This window comes from Amycolatopsis sp. NPDC043889 (genome assembly GCF_056435645.1).
Genome location: NZ_JBWKEC010000006.1, coordinates 272,613 through 290,816 on the forward strand (window position 1 = coordinate 272,613; position 18,204 = coordinate 290,816).

Sequence of the window (18,204 nt, forward strand, 5' to 3'; positions counted from 1 at the left end):
ATGTCGGGCCGAGGCCGGTCTCTTCGCCCGGGCAGTCGCTAGTCTTGATCTTCGACTGCGAGGGAGACTGAAATCATGGCGGAATGGGCCGATCTGGCCGCGTTCGTACGACACGAATATCGGGTCGTGAAGGACGAACCGGACGAAATTCGCATCCGCTTGTCCTACGGCGACGACGACTACGAAGAGCGGGCACAGACCGTGGTCATCGCACGGGAGATCTTCGACCGCCGCGAGGACTGGGTGCAGATCGCGACACCGTTCGCGCGGGTCAGCGAGGTCGACCTGGCGACCGTGCTGACCGAGGTCGGCAACACGATCGTCGTCGGGGGACTGGTGGTCATGGGGGAGCACCTGGTGCTGCGCCATTCCCTGCCGTTGGTGAATCTCGACATCAACGAGTTCACCGACCCGCTCGAACTCGTCGCCGGCTCGGCGGAACTACTCGAACAACAATTCACGGGTCGTGACGACTACTGATCATCCGGTCGTGAGCTGACGGAGTCCTACCGGCCGGCGGCGAGCGCGGTCACTTCGTCGAACGTGGTGACACGTTCGCGTTCGTCGTCGGTGAGCTTGTTGATCGCCGCCTTGAGGGCTTGTGCCTGTGGGGTGCCGGGCAGCCTGCCGTCGAGGAGATCTGGCAACCCGAGCTCGTATCCGCAGCGGACCCTCGGTGGGTAGCGGTGCCGTGTGCGCGCGACGCGGAGGCCGTGTTCGGTGCCCGGCGGGGTCGCGGGACGATCGACCTCTATCGCGGCGAAGCGGAACGCGTTCGCTTGATCGCACGGTTCGCAGCCTGATGGTCCGGAGCCGAGTTCGCTGCCGCACTCGGCGCACCGCAACCGTACTAGGGCGGCATCGACCACCCGCCACTCGAAGGACGACGGATCGGCCAGCACCGTTTCGGCGAGATCGATCTCATCGACGGTTCCCGCCGTGACGCCGTACTCGGCGAGATACTTCAGCCAGACAGCGTCGATACTCGCTTGGATGGTGGCCAGTGCCTCCGCGGGACGGCCGCCACGCGGAAGTGCGGGCATGATCAGGACCCTACTCCGAACCGGCCGAGCGCCGAATCGGCTCGGCGAGATGCCGGCGGGTCGAACGCGTCCTCGACGAACTCGGCCTCCCCAACCGCACCCGCATCGCCACCTGGGCCGCCGAGCACGGCACCGCCGCTCGTGCCGCGGGATCGGCTGACCAGCCAAACCGCCGCTGAGCTCCTCGTCCGAATCCGCATCCGGAAACCGGGCGGCGGTCGAATTCGCGACGCCGGTCGGAGATCAGGGCCAGATCGGCGGCCCGGCCGGGAGTGATCTTCGTCCGGGTGTCACGTGTTCGCATTCGACCCCGGTGAGCTTGGTGATCGCCACCCGGTCGGTCTGTGCTGGGCAGTTCGCCTTCGAGAAGGGCTCCGGAGCCCTGAACCGCGCACGTCGCCGTCGGCGTCGATGCGGTGATGGCCGTCGAAGGGAACGACCGTCAGCTCGTGGGTTTCCGTGGGGGAGGCCCGGCGTTGCGGGTTCGGCTCGATGGGCGGCCGGCCCACACGGTTAAGATCGTCTCCCCTTTCGCGCGCCGAAGCCATCGGCTTACCACTCGCGGAGCGGACGGGCGTTGCCACGACGGACGGGTTCCGTGGCTCTATCGTGATTGGTGTGCTTTTTCCAGCACGGAAAGGAATGTGACCGCGGACTGCACGCCGGAAACACCGTAAGCGCCGTTCAGCACGAAGAACGGCACTCCGTTGACGCCGATCCTGCGTGCCTCGGCGAAATCCACGTCGACCTCGCCCGCGTACTTCGTGCCCTCCAGTACTTCACGCGCCTCGTCCTCGGGGACGCCGACCTCGGTGCCGAGCCGGACCAGCGTGTCGAGATCGTCGACGATCTCGCCATCACAGAGATGCGCCTTGAGCAGCCGCTCGTGCATCCGATCGCCGAGCCCGTGCTGGTCGGCGAGATGGTTGAGGCGGTGGGCGTCGAGTGTGTTGACCGACACGGCGTTGTCGAGGTCGTACGTAAGACCCTCCGCGGCGGCGAGTTCGGTTACCTGCCGCGTCATCGCCCTGACCTGCTCGGGCGGTGCGCCGGTCTTCTTGGCGAGCATGTCGTGTACCGGTTCGCGGTGGCCCTTGGGGTGCGAGGAGTCGAGCTGGAAACTGTGCCAGCGCACTTCGACGTCGTCGGCGTGCCCGAACTCGCCGAGTGCGGTCTCCATCCGGCGTTTGCCGATGTAGCACCACGGACAGACGACGTCGGACCATACGTCGATGTACATCACCAGGAGCACATCCCGTCCGTGCGGGTCGGCGCGTATTCGGAGCCGAGGACGACCAGCTTCGGCTCGGCGGGCTCCGGTTGTTCGGGAGCTTCGTGTTCGGCAGGGGCAGTCATGACCGCTTCCGTTGGTTACTACTTGTTCGTAACCTCAACCTACGCCAGTATCGGCCGCGCCGGTGAGGAGGCACTTTCATGTCAGCTACGCACATCGATGTGCCCGTGCCCGCCGACCACGACTGCCCGACCCGCGAAATCCTCGACCTGATCGGGTGACAAGTGGAGCGTGCTCATCGTGGTCCTGCTCGGCAGGCGGACCTCTCGGTTCGGCGAGTCGCACCGCGGGATCGAAGGAATCAGCCAGCGGATGCTGACGCTGACCCTGCGCGCTCTGGTCCGGGACGGACTGGTGACGTTCCGTTGAGTGCGCTCGACGCTTGGGCGAACGCGCATCGGGACGACATCCTCGCGGCGCGGGAACGACACGATTCGGCCGGTTGACCGCCTACTGCGAACGGTGGACGCGTGACACACAAGTGGGGAGGACTCACGGCCCTGCTCGCGGGGTTCTTCGTGCTCCTGCTCGATACGACGATCGTCGCCGTGGCGAGCCCGAGCATCCAAGCCGATCTCGGCGGGGACGTCGCCGGGCTGTTCTGGGTGACGGCCGGCTATCTGCTGGCGTTTTCGGTCCCTTTGCTCATCGCCGGACGACTCGGAGACCTCTTCGATCCGAAGCGCGTCTACCTCTTCGGTATGGGAGGCTTCGCCGTCGCCTCCGCGTTGTGTGGGCTCGCGCCTTCAATCGGATGGCTTGTCGCTTTCAGAGTCCTGCAAGGCCTCGCAGCCGCAGCGATGTCCCCTCAGCCACTCACGCTGATTCGACGACTTTTCGCCGAAGACGAGCGCGGGCGCGCCTTCGGCATCTGGGGCTCGGTCGCCGCCGCTGCCACCTTGCTCGGGCCCATACTGGGCGGGCTGCTGACGGCGGGACTGGATTGGCGCTGGATCTTCTGGGTCAACGTGCCACTTTGCGGCATCGCCGTCGTCATGGGGATCCGCCTGATCCCAGGTAGCCATGGAGGCGTCACACGATTCGATCTCCTCGGTGCCGCGTTGAGCACAGCGGGTCTGAGCCTTCTCGTGTGGGCCCTGCTGTCCTGGCGTACCCTCTCGCTGCCCATGATCGTCACCGCTATCGCTTTGGCCGTGGCGCTGCTCGTCCTCTTTTGCCACCGCGAACGCAAAGAAGGGGCGGAAGCCCTCGCGCCACTGAGGCTCTATCGCTCGTCCGGATACCTGTCGGCAAGCCTCGCGATGGCGTCTCTCGGCGCGACGGTTCTCGCGATGGCCCTGCCGACCATGCTCTACATCCAAGAGGTGCGAGGTTTCGGGCCGGTCGAGGCCGCCGTGGTCATGTCGCCGGACGCTCTCGTGGCGGTCGTGTTGTCGCCACCGGCCGGCCGATGGGTCGACCGCGTGGGGGCGCGCAGGCCGGCGATACTCGGCATGGGCCTGCTCATGGTGAGCCTTTCGCTCATAGGCCTTGTGGTCGTGCTCGAACTGAGTCCCTGGTGGATTGTTCCCGGAGCCGCGATTCTGGGCGCCGCCAATGCCATGGCGTGGTCGCCTCTGTCCGCCATCGCGATGGCGTCGGTGGAACCGGGCGCCGCGGGTGGTGCCTCGGGTTTGTTCAATACCGTGCGACAGGTGGGCGCGGTGGCGGGGGTGGCGGTGACGGGCGCGGTTCTGGCGGGTCTCGAATCGAGCCCTACCTTGGCCTTCGGTGTTGTTTTCGGGTTCATCGGTGTTGTTGCCGCGGCCGGTGCCGTCGCAGCAGGTCGATTGCCGGTGGATCCGGTCGCTGATCGTGAGGCGCGGTCGATGAATCCGGCTTGAATCCACGGGCACGGATGTCTTCGGTCCAGGTGGTCGTGAGTGGCGATTCGGCCTCTAACCCGAAACGCCACTCACGACCACCCCGTAGGCGCGTCCACCGGAAACCCCGCGAGTCAGGAAAGTCCGTGAAGGCCTCCTTCCCTACCCTGAAAGTAGGGAAGGAGGCCTTCACGGACACGCCACCAGGACACGCCACCTTCGACGTCGCGAAAGCCTCGACCCACCGCCCGGTCATGAGTCCGGCGGATGCCGCCGCGCGAGCGCCTCCGAACCTTGTGCGAGCAGGGTGACATCGGCACCGACCAGCACGAACGAAGCGCCGGCGTCAAGATAGCGCTGAGCCTGCGCAGGGTCGAACGCGTTGACTCCCACCGGTTTCCCCTGAGCAAGGACGGCCTCGAAGGTGCTCAAGACGGCCGCGGTGACGTCGGGGTGCGTCTGCTTTCCGAGCAGGTCCATCGAGGCGGCCAGATCGGACGGCCCGACGAACACCCCGTCGACGCCGTCGACAGCGGCGATCTCGGCGGCCGCCGCGACTCCCGTCGTCGACTCGATCTGGACGAACAGCGACGTGAACTCTTCGGCCTTCGCGAGATAGTCCTCGACTCGGTTCCAGCGCGCCGACCGCGACAGGGCACTGCCGACACCGCGCACGCCACGTGGCGGATAGCGGACGGCCCGCACCACGGCTTCCGCTTCCTCCGCGCTGTCGACCATGGGCACCAGCAGGTTCTGCGCGCCCAGGTCGAGCAGTTGCTTCAGCGCGACCGCGTCACCGGACGGGGCGCGCACCATCGGCGTGATCGGATACGCGGCGATCGTCTGCAGCAACGACTGCACCGTCTCCAGCCCGGCGGGGGAGTGCTCGGTGTCGACGAGCAGCCAGTCGAGCCCGGAACCCGCGCAGATCTCCGCGACCACCGGGCTGCCCGACGTGACCCACATGCCGATCCGCGGCCGCTCGCCCAGCTGATCCCGGAACGGCGGAGCTAGACGAAGCGGCATGTGATCGCCCCCAGGTCCCGGTAATCGGCGGTCACGGTGTCGCCGGGGTGCACCCACATCGGCCGCGTGAACGACCCGGCCAGCACGATGTCACCCGGGTCGAGTTCGTCACCGTGCTGAGCGAGCTTGTTCGCCAGCCAGGCGACGCCGTTCGCGGGATGGTTCAGCACCGCGGCGGCGACGCCGGATTCCTCGATGGTTTCGTTGCGGTACAACAGCGCCGAAACCCACCGCAGGTCGACGGCGTCCACGGCGACCGGGTTACCGCCGTAGACCATCCCGCCCATGGCCGCGTTGTCGCTGATCGTGTCGACGATGGTCCGGCCGGCCATCTCGATCCGGGAGGACAGGATCTCCAGAGCGGGCACGACGTATTCGGTCGCCCGCACTACGTCGAACACCGTGGCGTCCGGCCCCGAAAGGGAATCACGGAGCACGAAGGCCAGCTCGACCTCGATGCGCACGTTCGAGAACCGGCTGTGCTCGATCACGGAACCGTTCTCGAACACCATGTCGGCGAAGATGGTGCCGTAGTCGGGTTCGGTGATCCCGGTGGCGGCCTGCATGACCTTCGACGTGAGCCCGATCTTGCGCCCGACCGGACGGCGCCCCGCCGCGATACCCCGGCGCCGCCATTCGTTCTGCACGGCGTACGAGTCCTCGACGGTCATGTCCGGGTAGCGCCCCGTCAGCAGCGGGATCGTTTCCCGGGCCTCCTCCGCGGCCGCCAGTTCGTCGGCGATCGCGGTGATCGTTTCCTGTTCGAGCATCTCCCCGCCTCAGAGCTGGTTGCCGAGTTTGTACTCGCCCTGTTTCCAGGCCGGCAGTTCGCCTTCGTCGTCACCTTTGCGGGTGTAGGAGAAGCCGTCGGCGCCGATGGTGACCTCCAGTTCGCTTTCCTCGGTCCTCGCTACCACCGGCTGCGGCTTGCCGTCGAGGTCGAGTACCAGCGAGGCGTCGGTGTACCAGGACGGGACCACCGGCGTGCCCCACCAGTCGCGGCGCTGGTTGTCGTGCACGTCCCAGGTGACGACCGGGTTGTCCGGGTCGCCGGTGTAGTAGTCCTGCGTGTAGATCTCGACGCGGTGCCCGTCGGGGTCGCGCAGGTACAGGTAGAACGCGTTCGAGACGCCGTGCCTGCCGGGGCCGCGTTCGATGTGGTCCGACATCCGGAGCGAGCCGAGTTTGTCGCAAATGGACAGGATGTTGTGCTTCTCGTGCGTGGCGAAGGCGACGTGGTGCATCCGCGGACCGTCGCCGCCGGTCATCGCGGTGTCGTGCACGGTGGGCTTGCGGCGCATCCAGGCCGCGTAGGTGACGCCCTGATCGTCCTGGATGTCTTCGGTGACCCGGAAGTTGAGGTCTTCCATATGCTTCACCGCCAGCGGGACGTCCGGCGTGACCTGGTTGAAGTGGTCGAGCCGGACCAGCGCGCCAGGGACGTGCAGGTCATAGCGCCAGCTGAGTCTGTCGACGTGCTGGACGTCGTGGAAGAACTCGAGCGGGAAGCCGAGCGGGTCCTGCACCCGCACCGAGTCCCCGATGCCCTTGGTGTAGCCGTCCGCACGACGTTCGACCCGGCAGCCCAGCTCCGTGTAGAACGCGACTGCCTTGTCCAGGTCCTCCGGTGACCGCACCCGGTACGAGAACGCCGCGACCGCGGCGACCGGTCCCTGGCGCAGCACGAGGTTGTGGTGGATGAACTCGTCGATCGTGCGGAGGCTGACCGTGGTCTCGTCCTCCTCGGTCACCGTCAGTCCGAGGACGTCGGCGTAGAACGCGCGCGAACGCGCCAGATCGGTGACGACGAGTTCCATGTACGCGCAGCGCAGGACGTCCGGCGGCGGCGATTTCGGGGTGGGGATCGGCTTCATTGCGTCATCCTTTGTGGACGGGGGAACGGGTTCAGCCCTTACCGAAGGCGGGGTTGTGCACCTCGCCGAGATTGATGTGCACCGCCTGCTGGTCGGTGTAGAAGTCGATCGAGCGGTAGCCGCCCTCGTGTCCCAGCCCGGAAGCCTTCACTCCGCCGAAAGGCGTGCGCAGGTCGCGGACGTTGTTGGAGTTGAGCCACACCATGCCGGCTTCGACGGACTGCGCGAAGTTGTGCGCCCGCTTGAGATCGTTGGTCCAGACGTAGGCCGCCAGCCCGTACTTCGTGTTGTTCGCCAGCGCCAGTGCTTCGTCTTCGCCGTCGAACGGCGTGATCGCGACGACCGGGCCGAAGATCTCCTCCTGGAAGATCCGGGCGTCCGGTTTGACGTCGGCGAACACCGTCGGGGTCACGTAGTTCCCGGTCGGGAAGCCGTCCGGGCGGCCGCCACCGGCGACCAGCCTACCCTCGGTCTTGCCGATCTCGATGTACTTCATGACCTTGTCGTAGTGCTCGGGGTGCACCAGGGCGCCGACCTCGGTCGCGGGGTCGCTCGGGTCGCCCACCTTGACCCGCTCGGCCTGCGCGGCGTAACGCTCGACGAACTCGTCGTAGATCGCGCGCTCGACCAGGATCCGGCTGCCCGCGGTACAGCGTTCGCCGTTGAGCGAGAACACGCCGAAGACCGTCGCGTCGATCGCGGTCTCCAGATCGGCGTCGGCGAAGACGATGGCGGGTGACTTGCCGCCCAGCTCCATCGACAGTCCTTTGAGGAACGGCGCGGCGTTGCCGAAGATCAGGCTGCCGGTGCGGCTCTCTCCGGTGAACGAGATCAGCGGGACGTCCGGGTGCTTCACCAGCGCGTCGCCCGCGTCCTCACCGAAGCCGTTGACGAGGTTGAACACGCCCGGCGGCAGCCCGGCCTCCTCGAAGATCTCCGCCCACAGCGACGCGGAAAGCGGGGTGAACTCGGCGGGTTTGAGCACCACGGTGTTGCCGGTCGCGAGTGCGGGCGCGAGCTTCCACGACTCCAGCATGAACGGCGTGTTCCACGGCGTGATCAGCCCGGCGACGCCGATCGGCTTGCGGTTGACGTAGTTGATCTGGCGGCCGGGCACCTTGTACGTGTCGTCGGCCTGCGCGACGATCAGGTCGGCGAAGAACCGGAAGTTCTCCGCGGCCCGCCGTGCCTGGCCCAGCGCCTGCGAGATCGGCAGGCCCGAGTCGAAACTCTCCAGCGCGGCCAGCCGCTTGTCCCGCGACTCGACGAGATCGGCGATGCGGTTCAGCACGCGCGAGCGCTCGCGCGGCAGCAGCTTCGGCCAAGGTCCCTCGGTGAACGCCTTCCGCGCGGCGGCGACGGCGCGGTCGATGTCGGCCTTCTTCCCCGCGGCGGCCTGGACGTAGACCTCGTTGGTGACCGGGTCGATCACGTCGAAGACGGCGCCGTCGGCCGAATCGGCGAGTTCGCCGCCGATGTAGTGCCGGATCCGCTCCGGGACACCGTCGGGGATCGGCCGGGGAGTCGTGGTGGTCAAGATGAGCCCTCCTCAGTCAGCGGTTCGCGCGCTCTCGAGCGTCCAAAAAGGCCTGCATGGTGGCCCAGCGGTGATTGCGCGCGGCGAATTCGATGTCGAGCGGGTCGGCCTTCTCGGTGATCAGCCGGAGGATCTCTTCATGTTCCTCGACCGAGCGGTGCGCGCGGTCGGGGACGAACGCGAACGTGGAGTCGCGCAGCCCGGACAGCCGGGTCCAGCCCTGGTGCACGAGGTCGAGGATCTGCGGGTTGGGGCAGCATTCGAAGAGCAGCGAATGGAACTGCTGGTTCAGCGCGGTGAACTCGTGCGCGTCGAAATGGTCCAGCAGCGCGATCATGCGCTCGTTCACCCGCCGCGCCCGCGCGATGTTCTCTTCGGACAGCTGAGGCGCGGACAGCGCGGTGGCGACGCCTTCGACGACGCCGAGGGTCTGCATGGCGTGGACGTACTCGTTCTGGTCCACCATCGCCACCCGCGCGCCGACGTTGCGCTCGAAGGTCACCAGCCGTTCGGCCTCCAGCCGCCGGATCGCCTCGCGCACCGGGACGACGCTCATGTCGAGCGCGCCGGCGATCTCGGCGAGCACCAGCCGGTAGCCGGGTCCGTACTCGTGCCGGGCGATCCGCTCACGCAGCCACTCGTAGGCGAGTTCGGATTTGCTGGTCGTCTTCACTGCTTCTTCTGCCATGCCTCATACCTTTCCCGCCACAACGGGTTCAGCGGGAAGAGCCCCTCGATCGGGCGGCCCTGTCCGACCTGCTCGGCGATCCAGGAGTCTTCGTCCTCCTGGGCGAGCGCCGCGTCGGCGATCTCTTCGGCCAGTGACGGCGGGATGACGACCACGCCGTCGTCGTCGCCGACGATGATGTCGCCGGGGAGTACGGTGGCACCGCCGCAGGCGACCGCGACGTCGGTGTCCCATGGCACGTGCTTGCGGCCGAGGACCGCTGGATGCGGGCCCTGCGAGAACACGGGAAGCCCTGTCGCGGCGACGGCCTCGAAGTCGCGGACTCCGCCGTCGGTGACCACCCCGGCCGCGCCGAGGTAACGCGCCCGCAGTGCCAGGATGTCCCCGAGGGTCCCGGAACCCTTGTCACCGCGGGCTTCGATGACGATCACCTCGCCGGCGCCGACCGAGTCGAAAAGGCGCTTCTGCGCGTTGTAGCCGCCGCCGTGGGACTTGAACAGATCCTCGCGGTTGGGCACGAAGCGCAACGTCCTCGCCGTGCCGACGATCTTCGAACCGGGCAGATTGGGACGCACGCCGTCGATCGCGACGTTGTTCAGCCCGCGTTTGCGCAGCTGAGCGGACAAGCCCGCCACAGGTGCGCGCAGCAGCTTGGCGCGAAGTCCTTCGCTGAGCGCGGGAGTGTCCTCTTCGACCTGTTCGACGGGCGTGCCCCAAGCCTCGGCACGTTGCTTGTCGTCGGCCTCGGGCAGGCTGCCGATGTCCGAAAAGGACCGGATGCCCTGGGTCACGGTGGTGTGGAGCCGTCCGCTGCTGACGGACGTGCCGGGAACGTCCACTTCGACGACGACGACGTCGCCGGGGGAGACCACCGTCGACCCGGCCGGGGTCCCGGTGAGGATGACGTCGCCCGGTTCGAGGGTGAAGTGCTGGGAGAGGTCGGATACGAACTGCGGTAAGGGGAACAGTAGTCCGGCAGTGGTGTCCTCCTGCACCAGGTCGCCGTTCACCCACGTGCGGACGCGCAGCGACGAGGGATCGACGTCGCGCGCGTCGATGAGGCCCGGGCCGAGCGGGGTGTAGCCGTCGCCGCCCTTGGAGCGGACGTTGGAGCCCTTGTCCGCGGCGCGCAGGTCGTAGAGGCCGAAGTCGTTCGCGGCGGTGACCGCGGCGACGTGCTCCCACGCCTGGTCCGCTTTGACCCACCGGGCCGCGGTGCCGATGACCAGCGCGATCTCGCCTTCGAAGGCCAGCAGTTCGGTCCCGGCCGGACGTTCGACCGTGCCACCGGACGTGCCGATCGAGCTCGACGGCTTGAAGAAGTACGACGGGTTCGCCGGACGCCGTCCGCGCTGCTCCGCGCGTGACGCGTAGCTGAGATGGACGGCGATGATCTTGCCCGGCCGGGTGCCCAGCGGACCGGACGTGCGGCCGGAAGGCGCTGATGCCTCGTAAGTGCCCATGTTCCCCTGAATCCTCGACCTTGCTTCGTATCTAATAACGTATATGATTCCGTGCCACAGTGGCAAGGCGGTCACCGAGTGGCCTTCGCCTCGCCCGGGATCCCTGCGGGCCGCCACTCGCGTCAGGCCTATGTCAAAGGAGTCAAGGTGTCGAATCCAGCGCAGGATGAACGCACGCCCGGCCGGACCGCCCCACCGTCTTCCGATCGGCGCCGGGTCGCGTTCGCGACCGTCGTCGGCACCACGGTCGAGTGGTACGACTTCTTCGTTTACGCGTCCGCCGCCGGTCTCGTCTTCGGCAAGCTGTTCTTCTCCGGTCTCGGTGCCAACAGCACGCTCGTCTCCTTCGCCACGGTGGGCGTGAGCTTCCTGTTCCGCCCGCTCGGGGCGTTCCTCGCCGGGCACTTCGGCGACAAGTACGGCCGTCGTGTGGTCCTGGTGCTCACCCTGATCCTGATGGGCGCCGCGACCACGCTGATCGGCGTGCTCCCCACGTTCGACCAGATCGGTGTCCTCGCGCCGGTCCTGCTGATCCTGCTGCGGATCCTGCAGGGCGTTTCGGCTGGTGGTGAATGGGGCGGCGCCGTGCTGATGGCCGTCGAGCACGCGCCGTCGAAGCGCAGGGGACTCTTCGGCGCCTCGCCGCAGATCGGCGTCCCGCTCGGGCTGTTGCTGGCCTCCGGCGTCCTGGCGCTGACCAGCCTGCTCGTCCCCGGTCAGGCGTTCCTCGACTGGGGCTGGCGCATCCCGTTCCTACTCAGTGTCGGGCTGATCCTGGTCGGCCACTACGTGCGGCGCCGCGTCGAGGAGAGCCCGGTCTTCCGCGAGATCGCCGAACGGCGTGAGCAGACCCGGACCCCGATCATCCAGCTGTTCCGCAAGCACGCCATGCTCGTCCTGGTGGCCGCGCTGGTATTCGCGGGCAACAACGCAGTCGGCTATATGACCACCGGCGGCTACATCCAGAACTACGCGACCAACCCGAAGGGGCCGATCGGCCTCGACCGCGGCCCGGTGCTGTGGGCGGTGACCGCGTCGGCGGCGACGTGGCTGCTCTCGACGTGGGCGGCGGGCGCGGTGTCCGACCGGTTCGGCAGGCGGCGCACCTACGTGGTCGGCTGGATCGCGCAACTCGCCGGCGTCGCGCTGCTCTTCCCCTTGGTGGACACCGGGAACATCGTGTTGCTGGCGCTGGGCTTGATCATTCTCAGCGTCGGGCTCGGGTTCACCTACGGCCAGCAGGCGGCGTTCTACGCGGAGCTGTTCCCCGCGTCGATCCGCTTCTCCGGCGTTTCGATCTCGTACGCGCTCGGTGCGATCCTCGGCGGCGCGTTCGCGCCGACGATCGCCACCGCGCTGGTCGACGCGACCGGCACGTCGGTGTCCGTGGCCGTCTATCTGGCCGGGATGACCGTCGTCGGTCTCATCGCCACCTTGCTGCTGCGTGACCGGTCGGGAATCCCGCTCGGACCGGACCACGAAGCCGAGCAGGCGGTGAGCCCGCTCCGGTTCGGCAAGTGACGAACGTGGCGTGATCGAGGCCCTGCGGCGCAGGCCGTCTTCGTCCCAGCGGCCCACGAGGTACATCGAGTCTGCTCCGTGTGCTGACAGGTGGGGTGAAGGCTCTCGGTCGTGGGTCGGGTTGGTCGTGAAATCGCTCATCCGGGCATCACTCGGACATTGAGTCAGCGAAAAGTGTCCTTGGTGGACACCCAGGGGCGCGGTCGGCTCCTGTCGGCCACGGCAACCGAGCGCATGACCTGCGGCAACCCTCACCGCTTACGATCAAGACCCCCATCCGTGGCATTGCGTTCTAAGCTTCTTTGCCACTCACGACAGAAGTGGACCCCCGGCCGTCCGTGACGCTCACCCGCCGAGAGCGTCACGGACGGCCTTCGCCGCCGCCTTGAGCCGCTCCGCGAGCTCGGCGGGAGTGCGCGTGCTGGACAAGTAGACGACCGCGAGCGCCGCGGGGGCGTGGCCGCGCAAGGGGAGCGGCACGGCCACCGAGCTGAGATTCTCGATCACTTCACCATGGCTGTCCGCGTAGCCGCGGGCAGCCACTTCCTGTACTTCCACGGGCCGGTCTTCCGGTGAAAGCTGGGAAAGGATCGCGCGGCCGGGAGCGCCCGCGGTGAACGGATGCCTGGACCCCGGGCGCTGCGCGACGGACGCGATGGCGTGCCGGGGTTCCACGCTGACCAGCGTCACGCATTCCTCGCGGTCCATCACCGCCACGAAGCAGGTCATGCCGAGTTCGTTCGCGACCGCGGTCAGTTCTGGCAGCGCCGCGGCCTGCAGATCGTGTTTGATCCCGGCCGCGAGCGCCGCCAGCCGCGCGCCGAGTTCGTACTTCCCGGCGGGTTCCCGTGTGAGGAGTCCGTGCTCTTCGAGGGTGCGGATGAGCCGGTACGCGATCGAGCGGTGCACCCCGAGCCGTTCGGCGATCCGGTCGACACTGAGCGGTTCTTGGGCGTCGGCAAGGACTTCGAGCACGCGGATGCCGCGGCTGAGCGTCTGGGACGTGCTCGCGGTCTTGCGGGACTCCGAAACCATCGTATACGATCCATTTCGATAGTTGAACTGGCTGTTCGATTATAGAACAGGAATCGACGATGATGTCACGCGAAACCAGTTTCTCGCCGGGTTCGAGCCTGTATCGGCCACCCGCGCAGTTCTTCCGAGGCTGTCTCGGCCGCTTCGCGACGGGAGTGGCCGTTGTGACCTTCGACGCCGCTGCGAAACGGCACGGCCTGACGGTGAACTCCTTCACTGCGGTCTCGATGGATCCACCGCTCGTCCTCGTTTCGATCCAGCGCAGCGTGAAGAGCCACGACCTGCTCGCCGGTCGCCCGTTCGCGGTCAACGTCCTCGGCGCGGAACAGGAGGCGCTGGCGATGAACTTCGCCGGCCGTCCGACCCCCGAAGGCGCGCCGACGTGGGTCGAAGGCGGGCACGCGCCGCGGCTCGGCGGCGTCCTCAGCTGGTTCGACTGCACGCCGTGGGCCGCCTACGACGGCGGCGATCACACCCTGTTCCTCGGCGAGGTGCGGGAGTTCGACTACCGCTCCGGTGACGCGCTCGGCTTCGTCAACGGGCAGTTCTCGACCATCCACGAATCCGCGCAAGGCCACGAATCCCTGTTCTGACAACGACGTCCACCCCGAAAAGGAGCACGACATGGGAGCCCGTACCGGACAGCAGTACCTCGACAAGCTCAACGCGATGACGCCGGAGTTGTACGTCGACGGAGAGAAGGTGACCTCGAAGGTCGCCGAGCACCCCGCTTTCCGCAACAACGCGCTGACCTACGCGAAGCTGTTCGACCTCCAGCACGACCCGGCGCACCGTGACGTCCTGACCTACGAATCGCCGACCACGGGGGAGCGGGTCGGAACCTCGTTCCTGGTGCCGCGCAGCGAGGAAGACCTCAAGCGCCGCCGCGCCGCCTTCTCCGTCTGGGCGAAGTATTCCAACGGCTTCCTCGGCCGCACCGGCGACTACATGAACTCGTCGCTCACCGCGCTCTCGACCGCGAAGAAGTTCTTCTCCCAGGCTGATCCCGTTTACGGCGAGCGCATCGCGAAGTACTACGAGATGGCGCGCGAGAACGACCTCCTCGCGACGCATACCCTGATCCCTCCGCAGGTCAACCGTTCGGTGTCAGGCAGCCGGCAGGGCGGTGGCAACCTGTCGGCGAAGGTGGTCGAGGAACGGGAAGACGGCATCGTCGTCCGCGGCGCGCGGATGCTCGCCACCATCGCGCCGATCGCCGACGAACTCCTGGTCTTCCCGTCGACAGTCCTGCGCGGTACTCCCGAGGATGCCCCGTACTCCTACGCTTTCGCCGTCCCGAACGACGCGCCCGGTCTCAAGTACTTCTGCCGGGCCGGAGTCGACCACGGCCGCTCGCACTTCGACGAACCGCTCGCCTCCCGGTTCGAGGAAATGGACGCGGTCGTGGTGTTCGACGACGTCTTCGTCCCGAGCGAGCGGGTCTTCCTGCTGGGGCACCCGGAGCTGTGCAACGCCTGGTACTCCGAGACCGGCGCCGGCGCGCTGATGACCCACCAGGTCGTCACGCGCACGCTGGCCAAGACGGAGTTCTACCTCGGCCTCGCCAGTGAGATCGCCGCCGCGATCGGCATCGGCGGTTTCCAGCACATCCAGCAGGACCTGTCGGAGCTGATCTCCTACGTCGAGATCGAGAAGGCCGTGCTGCGCGCTGCCGAGGCCGACGGAAAACTGAGCGAGGACGGCGTCTTCCTGCCCAAGTGGGAAGTCCTCAACGCCGCCCGGAACTGGTATCCCACGAAGGTCTCGCCGCGGCTGACCGAAATCATCCGCAAGTTCTCCGCCTCCGGGCTCATGGCCCTGCCGGGCGAAGCGGACTTCGAGGCCGAAGGGCGTCCTGACATCGACACGTACCTCCAGTCGGCCACGCTGCCGGCCAAGGACCGCGCGCGGCTGTTCAAGCTGGCGTTCGACGCGTCGGTCTCGAGCTTCGCCGGGCGGGAGTCGCTGTACGAGTACTTCTTCTTCGGCGACCCGGTGCGGATGGCGGGTGCCCAGGTGAACGCGTACCCGAGGGAGGCGCTGCAGGAACGGGTCCGGGAACTGCTGGCGCGGGAGGAGTGAGGGAACCGGGCCGGACACGCCCGGGATGCAAGAACTTGATTCATTCCAGAAAATGGGCCAGACTGCGGCCGTGCCCACGACCCCGGACTTCGAGCGGATGCTGCGCGGGGCCTCCCTGCGCGTGACGCGTCCCAGGGTGGCCGTGCTGACAGCGGTACGCGACCACCCGCACGCCGACACCGACTCGATCATCGGTGCCGTGCGTACGGAACTCGGAGAGGTCTCTCACCAGGCCATTTACGACGTGTTGCGGGCACTGACCGCCGCGGGTCTCGTTCGGCGGATCCAGCCGTCGGGGTCCGTGGCACGCTACGAGTCCCGGGTCGGGGACAACCACCACCACGTCGTGTGCCGAACCTGTGGTGCCATCGCCGACGTCGACTGCGCCGTCGGTCCCGCACCCTGTTTGACCGCGTCGAACGACCAAGGCTTCGTGATCGAAGAGGCCGAGGTCATCTACTGGGGCCTGTGTCCCGACTGTGCCGTTGAACCCCGTTCCTGAGCCCTGCAGTTCTGATTCCCGGAAGGATTCCCGTGTCTGACAGCCCGGACGCCGTCATCGGCGAAATGAACGAAGAGAGCGCGGGCGGCTGCCCCGTCTCGTCGGGCCGCCGCAACCACCCCACCGAAGGCGCGGGCAACCGTGACTGGTGGCCGAACCAGCTCAACCTGAAGATCCTCCGGAAGCACTCGGCGGCTTCCGACCCGATGGACGCCGGGTTCGATTACGCCGCCGAGTTCAAGACCCTCGACCTCGCCGAACTCGCCAAGGATGTCGACGCCGTCCTCACGACGTCGCAGGACTGGTGGCCCGCGGACTTCGGCCACTACGGCGGCTTCATGATCCGCATGGCGTGGCACAGCGCGGGCACCTACCGCATCGAGGACGGCCGCGGCGGCGCGGGCGCCGGCATGCAGCGTTTCGCCCCGCTCAACAGCTGGCCGGACAACGGCAACCTGGACAAGGCCCGCCGCCTGCTCTGGCCGGTCAAGAAGAAGTACGGCCGCAAGATCTCGTGGGCCGACCTGATGATCTTCACCGGCAACCGTGCCCTGGAGACCATGGGCTTCAAGACCTTCGGCTTCGCCGGTGGCCGCGCGGACGTCTGGGAGCCGGACGAGGACGTGTACTGGGGTCCCGAGCGCACGTGGCTCGGCGACGAGCGCTACACCGGCGACCGTGAGCTGGAGAACCCGCTGGCCGCCGTGCAGATGGGTCTCATCTACGTGAACCCGGAAGGCCCGAACGGCAACCCGGACCCGCTGGCCGCGGCCCGCGACATCCGCGAGACCTTCGGCCGGATGGCGATGAACGACGAGGAGACCGTCGCGCTGATCGCCGGCGGCCACAGCTTCGGCAAGACGCACGGCGCGGCCGACCCGGACAAGTACGTCGGCCCCGAGCCCGAAGGCGCTTCGATCGAGGAGCAGGGCCTGGGCTGGAAGAACACCTTCGGCAGCGGCAAGGGCCGCGACGCGATCACCAGTGGCCTCGAGGTTACCTGGACGCCGACCCCGACCCAGTGGAGCAACTGGTTCTTCCACAACCTCTTCGAGTACGAGTGGGAGCTGACCAAGAGCCCGGCGGGTGCCCACCAGTGGGTCCCGAAGGACGGCAAGGCGAAGAACACCGTGCCGGACCCCGAGGACGGCAAGCTCAACCGCGCGCCCGGCATGCTCACCACCGACCTGGCGCTGCGTTTCGACCCGGTCTACGAGCAGATCTCGCGCCGGTTCTACGAGAACCCGGACCAGTTCGCGGATGCCTTCGCCCGTGCCTGGTTCAAGCTGACCCACCGTGACATGGGCCCGATCCAGCGTTACCTCGGCCCGCTGGTGCCGCAGGAGACGCTGATCTGGCAGGACCCGGTGCCCGCCGTCGACCACGAGCTGATCGACGACGCGGACATCGCCTCCCTCAAGGAGAAGCTGCTCGCTTCGGGCCTGTCGGTCTCGCAGCTGGTCTCCACCGCTTGGGCGTCGGCCTCGACGTTCCGGGGCAGCGACAAGCGCGGTGGCGCGAACGGTGCCCGCATCCGCCTCGAGCCGCAGCGAGACTGGGAGGTCAACGACCCGCAGACGCTGTCCCAGGTGTTGCGGACCCTCGAGGGTGTCCAGGAGGCGTTCAACAGCGCCCAGACCGGCGGCAAGAAGGTCTCGCTCGCCGACCTGATCGTGCTGGGCGGCGTCGCCGCCGTCGAGCGGGCCGCGAAGGACGGCGGCCACGAGATCACCGTGCCGTTCACCCCGGGCCGCACCGACGCGACGGAGGAGCAGACCGACGCCGAGTCGTTCGCCCCGCTGGAGCCGACCGTCGACGGGTTCCGCAACTACCGCGGCAAGGGCCACCGTCTCCCGACGGAGTACCTGCTCCTCGACCGCGCGAACCTGCTGAACCTGAGCGCGCCCGAGATGACCGTCCTCGTCGGCGGTCTGCGTGTCCTCGGCGCCAACGCCCAGCAGTCCAAGCACGGCGTGTTCACCGAGAAGCCGGGGTCGCTGACCAACGACTTCTTCGTGAACCTGCTCGACATGGGGGTCCAGTGGACCGCCACGTCGGAGGACGCGGAGACCTTCGAAGGCCGCGACTCCGCGACCGGCGAGGTCAAGTGGACCGGTACCCGTGCCGACCTGGTGTTCGGGTCCAACTCCGAGCTTCGCGCGGTGGCGGAGGTCTACGCCAGCGACGACGCGAAGGAGAAGTTCGTCCGTGACTTCGTGTCCGCGTGGGACAAGGTCATGAACCTCGACCGGTACGACCTGGTCTGAAGCCAGCCGACCGAGCGTCCGGGCCCGTCGCTTCCGCGGCGGGCCCGGA

17 protein-coding genes are annotated in these 18,204 nt (G+C 67.6%); 8 read left to right on the forward strand and 9 right to left on the reverse strand.

All coding sequences use genetic code 11. The features are described from left to right. Positions 1–75 precede the first annotated feature (75 nt). Positions 76–480 carry a hypothetical protein gene (locus tag AC0685_RS15230; protein WP_478226070.1) on the forward strand — a complete coding sequence of 135 codons (405 nt, stop codon included), beginning with the start codon at positions 76–78 and terminating at the stop codon, positions 478–480. A 26-nt stretch (positions 481–506) separates the two neighbouring features. Here the strand turns inward: AC0685_RS15230 and AC0685_RS15235 are convergent, their stop codons facing one another. Together AC0685_RS15235 and AC0685_RS15240 are read right to left on the reverse strand one after the other, a co-directional pair. Beyond that, positions 507–1,043 carry a hypothetical protein gene (locus tag AC0685_RS15235; protein ID WP_478226071.1) on the reverse strand — a complete coding sequence of 179 codons (537 nt, stop codon included), beginning with the start codon at positions 1,041–1,043 and terminating at the stop codon, positions 507–509. A 604-nt stretch (positions 1,044–1,647) separates the two neighbouring features. After that, positions 1,648–2,283 (reverse strand): DsbA family oxidoreductase, encoded by a 636-nt coding sequence (locus AC0685_RS15240; protein WP_478226072.1) that lies wholly within the window; start codon positions 2,281–2,283, stop codon positions 1,648–1,650. Positions 2,284–2,568: 285 nt separating this feature from the next. On the opposite strand from AC0685_RS15240, the gene AC0685_RS15245 reads away from it, so the two are divergent. Continuing rightward, positions 2,569–2,706 (forward strand): winged helix-turn-helix transcriptional regulator, encoded by a 138-nt coding sequence (locus tag AC0685_RS15245; RefSeq protein ID WP_478226073.1) that lies wholly within the window; start codon positions 2,569–2,571, stop codon positions 2,704–2,706. A gap of 101 nt (positions 2,707–2,807) precedes the next feature. Then, positions 2,808–4,181 (forward strand): MFS transporter, encoded by a 1,374-nt coding sequence (locus AC0685_RS15250; protein ID WP_478226074.1) that lies wholly within the window; start codon positions 2,808–2,810, stop codon positions 4,179–4,181. A gap of 231 nt (positions 4,182–4,412) precedes the next feature. Here AC0685_RS15250 and AC0685_RS15255 read toward each other — a convergent pair whose 3' ends face one another. The 6 genes from AC0685_RS15255 to AC0685_RS15280 are packed head-to-tail and all read right to left on the reverse strand — an operon-like array spanning position 4,413 to position 10,748. Beyond that, positions 4,413–5,186 (reverse strand): HpcH/HpaI aldolase family protein, encoded by a 774-nt coding sequence (locus AC0685_RS15255; protein ID WP_478226075.1) that lies wholly within the window; start codon positions 5,184–5,186, stop codon positions 4,413–4,415. After that, positions 5,171–5,956 carry a 2-oxo-hept-4-ene-1,7-dioate hydratase gene (gene hpaH, locus AC0685_RS15260; RefSeq protein WP_478226076.1) on the reverse strand — a complete coding sequence of 262 codons (786 nt, stop codon included), beginning with the start codon at positions 5,954–5,956 and terminating at the stop codon, positions 5,171–5,173. Before hpaH ends, AC0685_RS15255 begins: the two co-directional genes overlap by 16 nt. Positions 5,957–5,965: 9 nt before the next feature. Next, positions 5,966–7,060, reverse strand: a complete 1,095-nt coding sequence (gene hpaD, locus AC0685_RS15265; RefSeq protein WP_478226077.1) for a 3,4-dihydroxyphenylacetate 2,3-dioxygenase — start codon at positions 7,058–7,060, stop codon at positions 5,966–5,968. Positions 7,061–7,091: 31 nt separating this feature from the next. Continuing rightward, the gene (gene hpaE / locus AC0685_RS15270) at positions 7,092–8,597 is read right to left on the reverse strand and encodes a 5-carboxymethyl-2-hydroxymuconate semialdehyde dehydrogenase (protein ID WP_478226078.1); all 1,506 of its coding nucleotides are present in this window, start codon (positions 8,595–8,597) and stop codon (positions 7,092–7,094) included. Between the two features lie 16 nt (positions 8,598–8,613). Further along, on the reverse strand, positions 8,614–9,285 hold the full coding sequence (locus AC0685_RS15275) for a GntR family transcriptional regulator (RefSeq protein WP_125676801.1): 672 nt from the start codon (positions 9,283–9,285) through the stop codon (positions 8,614–8,616). Continuing rightward, positions 9,267–10,748: a fumarylacetoacetate hydrolase family protein gene (locus AC0685_RS15280; RefSeq protein WP_478226079.1), complete on the reverse strand. Its 1,482-nt coding sequence runs from the start codon at positions 10,746–10,748 to the stop codon at positions 9,267–9,269. Before AC0685_RS15280 ends, AC0685_RS15275 begins: the two co-directional genes overlap by 19 nt. 147 nt (positions 10,749–10,895) lie before the next feature. On the opposite strand from AC0685_RS15280, the gene AC0685_RS15285 reads away from it, so the two are divergent. Continuing rightward, positions 10,896–12,269: an MFS transporter gene (locus tag AC0685_RS15285; RefSeq protein WP_478226080.1), complete on the forward strand. Its 1,374-nt coding sequence runs from the start codon at positions 10,896–10,898 to the stop codon at positions 12,267–12,269. A 345-nt stretch (positions 12,270–12,614) separates the two neighbouring features. On the opposite strand, the gene AC0685_RS15290 is transcribed toward AC0685_RS15285, so the two are convergent. Beyond that, positions 12,615–13,304, reverse strand: a complete 690-nt coding sequence (locus tag AC0685_RS15290; RefSeq protein WP_478226081.1) for an IclR family transcriptional regulator — start codon at positions 13,302–13,304, stop codon at positions 12,615–12,617. Between the two features lie 59 nt (positions 13,305–13,363). Here AC0685_RS15290 and AC0685_RS15295 point away from each other — a divergent pair, with 59 nt between their 5' ends. From AC0685_RS15295 to katG, 4 genes are all read left to right on the forward strand, one after another. Continuing rightward, positions 13,364–13,897 carry a flavin reductase family protein gene (locus AC0685_RS15295; RefSeq protein ID WP_478226082.1) on the forward strand — a complete coding sequence of 178 codons (534 nt, stop codon included), beginning with the start codon at positions 13,364–13,366 and terminating at the stop codon, positions 13,895–13,897. Positions 13,898–13,928: 31 nt separating this feature from the next. Next, positions 13,929–15,386, forward strand: a complete 1,458-nt coding sequence (hpaB, locus tag AC0685_RS15300; RefSeq protein WP_478226083.1) for a 4-hydroxyphenylacetate 3-monooxygenase, oxygenase component — start codon at positions 13,929–13,931, stop codon at positions 15,384–15,386. 70 nt (positions 15,387–15,456) lie between these two features. Beyond that, a complete protein-coding gene (locus AC0685_RS15305) occupies positions 15,457–15,888 on the forward strand; it encodes a Fur family transcriptional regulator (RefSeq protein WP_340681636.1) in 432 nt (143 codons plus the stop codon). A 32-nt stretch (positions 15,889–15,920) separates the two neighbouring features. Then, positions 15,921–18,155: a catalase/peroxidase HPI gene (gene katG, locus AC0685_RS15310; protein WP_478226084.1), complete on the forward strand. Its 2,235-nt coding sequence runs from the start codon at positions 15,921–15,923 to the stop codon at positions 18,153–18,155. The last annotated feature ends 49 nt before the right edge of the window (positions 18,156–18,204 follow it).